The following is a 4,485-nucleotide window of genomic DNA, read 5'->3' as shown; positions in this document are numbered from 1 at the left end:
ATGTCCGCGCCTCCCACGCTGGAGGCGCTCGCCGGCGAGCTGGGGACGGGGACCTTCCCGCTGCTGCGTGCCTACCGCGAGAGGTACGGGATGCCGCCGCACGCATGGCTGACGGACGCCCGGGTGCACCGGGCACGCGCGCTGCTGGACGCCGGGGTGCCGCCTGCGGAGACAGCCGCCGCCGTGGGCTTCACCGACCAGTCGCATCTCAGCCGGCACTTCAGCCGCATCGTGGGTGTGCCGCCCGGCGCGTACCAGCGTGAGCGGGCGGCGACCCGCTGAGCGCCCCGGGCGCGAGCGCAAGAACGTACAAGACCGCCACGGCCCGTCGCGACTAGCGTGACGCCCGTGCTCGAACAGAAAGACGCCTCACAGCCCCAGGCCGACCCGCCCTCTGCCACGTCGCTTCAGGACCGCGCAGTCATACGCGACGCCCTCGGTGTGGGCGTCGCCGTGGGCCTGTCCGGATTCGCCTTCGGCGTGACCGCCGTGGGGGCCGGCCTCAGCCTTCCGCAGACCTGCGCGCTCAGCCTCTTCGTCTTCACCGGCGCCTCCCAGTTCGCTCTCGTCGGGGCGCTCGCGGCGGGCGGCAGCCCGCTCACCGCCGCGGCGGGCGCGTTCTTCCTCGGCGTGCGGAACACCTTCTACGGGCTGCGGCTGGCCACGCTGCTCCGGCTGCCCCGACTGGTGCGCCCGCTCGCCGCCCACATGGTCATCGACGAGACCGCGGCGGTCACCCTCGCGCAGGAGAGCCGCCGCAGCGCCCGCCTCGGCTTCACCGTCACGGGCGTGACCATCTTCACGCTGTGGAACCTGACCACACTGCTCGGCGCGATGGGTGCCGACGCACTGGGCGACACGGAGAGGTGGGGGCTCGACGCGGCCGGGCCGGCGGTCTTCCTCGCGCTGCTGGCCCCCATGCTGCGCACGGCTGTCGCACGGGCGACGGCGGCACTGGCGGTCGTGGTGGGACTCGGGCTGCTGCCCGTACTGCCCGGCGGAGTGCCGGTGCTGCTCGCTGCACTTGCGGCACCGGTCGTGCTGACGGTGCAGGGGCTTGCCTTCGCCCGTCGGAGCCGGAAGGGCGGAGGCGAGCCCGTCCAGGAACAGGCGGCCGAGGGGACGCCCCGGAAGGGGCCGGAGGGGGAGGAGCACCGATGAGTGTGTGGATCGCGATCGCAGCAACGGCGATCGGCTGCTACGCGGCGAAGCTTCTGGGCCTGTCCGTGCCCGAGGGGCTGCTTGAACGGCCGGTCGTCAAACGGCTGGTGACGCTGCTTCCGGTGGCGCTGCTGGCTGCGCTGACGGCACAGCAGACCTTCAGCACCGGAGGCGCGCTGGTTCTCGACGCCAAGGCGCTGGGGCTGTCGGCGGCGGCTGTGGCGCTGCTGCTGCGCGCGCCCTTCCTGATCGTGATCGCGGTCGCGGTGCTGGTCACGGCGGGCGTACGGGCGCTGGGCCAGGCCTGATCCCCGGCTCGGCAGGTCCGCCGCCGGGCCGGAGGCGGGTGACTGGATACTGGAGCCATGCGGTTGACGGACTTCTGGCAGCGGATGGCGGATCACTTCGGCGAGGGATATGCCACCTCCTTCGCCCGCGACCACGTGATGTCCGAACTCGGCGGCCGTACCGTCTGCGAGGCGCTGGACGCCGGGTGGGACGCGAAGGAGATCTGGCGCCAGGTCTGCGCCGTCATGGACGTTCCCGCAGACAAGAGATGAGCTCGCCCCTGAGCTCGCAACTGAGCCTGCCTCTGAGCTCGCCACGCCTTCGTGCTCGCTGCCCAAGGGGCAGTTGAACAGGGCTTTCCTGGGTTATCCACAGGATTTCAGGGCGACTTGACGCAAAAATCGAACATGGATTCTTATGGAGGCCCTGGCGGGTTCTCCCGCCTCCGCCGTCCCGGCCCGGAGCGAGATCCGGGCCGATTGTCAGTGGCAACCGCTAGCGTCGTTGACGTGAAGCGATCGACTCAAGCAAACCGGGTGGCACCGATGGCAGAAACCGACCGCGAGAAGGCGCTTGAAACCGCCCTCGCGCAGATTGAACGGCAGTTCGGCAAGGGCGCCGTGATGCGCATGGGGGAGCGGCCGAACGAGCCCGTCGAGGTCATCCCCACCGGATCCACCGCCCTGGATGTCGCTCTCGGCGTGGGCGGTCTGCCGCGCGGACGCGTCGTCGAGGTGTACGGGCCGGAGGCCTCCGGTAAGACGACCCTGACCCTCCACGCGGTGGCCAACGCCCAGAAGGGGGGCGGCACGGTCGCGTTCGTGGACGCGGAGCACGCGCTCGACCCCGAGTACGCGAAGAAGCTCGGCGTCGACACGGACGCGCTGATCCTCTCCCAGCCGGACAACGGCGAACAGGCCCTGGAAATCGTCGACATGCTCATCCGTTCGGGTGCGCTCGACCTGATCGTCATCGACTCCGTGGCCGCGCTCGTGCCGCGTGCGGAGATCGAGGGCGAGATGGGCGACTCGCACGTCGGCCTGCAGGCCCGCCTGATGAGCCAGGCGCTGCGGAAGATCACAGGCGCCCTCAACCACTCCAAGACCACGGCCATCTTCATCAACCAGCTCCGCGAGAAGGTCGGCGTGATGTTCGGCTCTCCGGAGACGACGACCGGCGGCCGCGCGCTGAAGTTCTACGCCTCGGTGCGGCTCGACATCCGCCGGATCGAGACCCTCAAGGACGGCACCGACGCGGTGGGCAACCGCACGCGGGTCAAGGTCGTCAAGAACAAGGTCGCTCCGCCCTTCAAGCAGGCCGAGTTCGACATCCTGTACGGGCACGGCATCAGCCGTGAAGGCGGGCTCATCGACATGGGCGTGGAGAACGGATTCATCCGCAAGTCCGGCGCCTGGTACACCTACGAGGGCGACCAGCTGGGCCAGGGCAAGGAGAACTCCCGCAACTTCCTCCGTGACAACCCCGATCTCGCCAACGAGATCGAGAAGAAGATCAAGGAGAAGCTGGGGATCGGGGTGGTTCCGGAGGAGCCCACGGGCGAGCCCGGTGCCGACGCGGCAGGAGCGGGGTCGGCGCCGGAAGCCGCCGCCGGTGCGCCCAAGTCCGTGCCCGCACCGACGAAGGCCAAGGCGGTCAAGTCGGCCGCCGCGAAGAGCTGATCCATGACACGGCGCAGCCAGTGGCCTCTGCGCGAAGACAGCGGTGATCCCACCTCGTCGAGGGCCGAGGTGGGATCACCGCGCACGCGACGCCGCCGTGCGTCACGCAGCTCACGGCTGGGTGACGCACGACACCTCGGCCCCGAGCTGGACGACAGCGACGACCGAGGTGCCTCGGCCGTTCACGGGGTCGATGACCCTGCCGTGGACGCCGACGGCACCCGAGCGCCGGACAGCAAGCCGGAGAAGGATCCGGAGGAGCAGGCACGCGCCATCTGCCTGCGCCTGCTGACCGGCCAGCCGCGCACCCGCCGTCAGTTGGCCGACGCCCTCCGCAAGCGGGAGATCCCCGACGCCGTCGCCGAGGAGGTCCTGTCCCGCTTCGAAGAGGTGGGGTTGATCGACGACGCGAAGTTCGCCGACGCCTGGGTCGAGTCCCGCCATCACAGCCGGGGGCTCGCCAGGAGGGCGCTCGCCCGCGAACTGCGCACCAAGGGTGTGGAGTCCGAGGTGATCGACGGCGCCGTCGGGCAGCTCGACACCGAGCAGGAGGCGGAGATGGCCCGGGCCTTGGTGGAGAGCAAGCTGCGCTCGACCAGGGGGCTCGCTCAGGAGAAGCGCATCCGCCGCCTCGCCGGGATGCTCGCCCGCAAGGGCTACGGCGAAGGGCTGGCGCTGCGCGTGGTCCGTCAGGCTCTGGAGCAGGAGGGTGAGGACCCGGAGCAGCTGGACCAGTATCTGCCGGACTGAACGCCCCGGCATGGCTGGGGAGTTCGGGCTCTCGTCGGGGCCCGTCCAGGCGACGTCGCATCAGGGTCAGGCGTTCCCTCGGAGTGGGGCCTGCTGTCCCGTGCCCCCGCTCGCGCGCCAAGCAGCCCGTGCGCGCCCCTCACCGCGCCCCGAGAGGGCATCGCCGCGTGGTCCGTGTGGGCGCCGCCGGGTGGTCGTGCTGTCAGGTGGCCGCCGGCGCTACTGTCGTGCCTCACCGGACGTCGCCGGCCGCCCCCCGGGCAGTGTGCCGCCTCGCACCGCGTCCGCGCACGCCCGCAGTTGGCCCGTACGGGGCCCTGGCAGGGCGGCCACAAGATGTCCGTCGGGCCGTATCACCAGCACCGTGTGTGCCGCCGCCCCCGGATACTTCTCGGTCACGAGCAGCTCCGCCCTCAACGGCAACGCCTCCACGGCAGCGGCCAGTTCGGGCATCATCCCCGCCGAGAGCCAGTGCCTGCTGTCCCACACGCCCGTCCCCGGAGCCACGAGCATCACCAGCAGCTCGCCCCCCATGCCGCACAGACGCTCCCGCAGCCGCCCCCGTTCGCCGTTCAGCGCGATCACCGGCACATCGTCCACGGGGCCG

The 4,485-nt window shown here is 71.0% G+C and carries 6 protein-coding genes and 1 pseudogene; 6 read left to right on the top strand and 1 reads right to left on the bottom strand.

What is annotated here, in order from left to right; translation table 11 throughout:
- The 6 genes from H5J26_RS28660 to recX all read left to right on the top strand — a co-directional run.
- Window positions 1–282: helix-turn-helix transcriptional regulator (locus tag H5J26_RS28660; protein ID WP_181768881.1), on the top strand; the 282-nt coding region annotated here is incomplete at its 5' end.
- A 66-nt stretch (window positions 283–348) separates the two neighbouring features.
- Window positions 349–1,161: an AzlC family ABC transporter permease gene (locus H5J26_RS28655; RefSeq protein WP_419183863.1), complete on the top strand. Its 813-nt coding sequence runs from the start codon at window positions 349–351 to the stop codon at window positions 1,159–1,161.
- Entirely contained in the window at window positions 1,158–1,469 is a 312-nt protein-coding gene (locus H5J26_RS28650) for an AzlD domain-containing protein (RefSeq protein ID WP_181768879.1), read from the top strand. The genes H5J26_RS28655 and H5J26_RS28650 overlap by 4 nt, the downstream gene beginning before the upstream one ends.
- Window positions 1,470–1,526: 57 nt before the next feature.
- Window positions 1,527–1,721, top strand: a complete 195-nt coding sequence (locus H5J26_RS28645) for a DUF3046 domain-containing protein (RefSeq protein WP_181768878.1) — start codon at window positions 1,527–1,529, stop codon at window positions 1,719–1,721.
- 273 nt (window positions 1,722–1,994) lie between these two features.
- Window positions 1,995–3,128 carry a recombinase RecA gene (gene recA / locus H5J26_RS28640; protein WP_181768877.1) on the top strand — a complete coding sequence of 378 codons (1,134 nt, stop codon included), beginning with the start codon at window positions 1,995–1,997 and terminating at the stop codon, window positions 3,126–3,128.
- Between the two features lie 3 nt (window positions 3,129–3,131).
- Window positions 3,132–3,878, top strand: a complete 747-nt coding sequence (recX, locus tag H5J26_RS28635; RefSeq protein ID WP_181768876.1) for a recombination regulator RecX — start codon at window positions 3,132–3,134, stop codon at window positions 3,876–3,878.
- A 219-nt stretch (window positions 3,879–4,097) separates the two neighbouring features.
- Here the strand turns inward: recX and H5J26_RS28630 are convergent.
- Window positions 4,098–4,485 (bottom strand): annotated as a pseudogene (locus H5J26_RS28630) (monooxygenase); the annotation flags it as partial.

Source organism: Streptomyces albidus (ex Kaewkla and Franco 2022), assembly GCF_013870515.1.
In the GTDB taxonomy this organism is placed as follows: domain Bacteria; phylum Actinomycetota; class Actinomycetes; order Streptomycetales; family Streptomycetaceae; genus Streptomyces; species Streptomyces albidus.
This window is presented reverse-complemented; position numbering and strand designations above follow the sequence as displayed.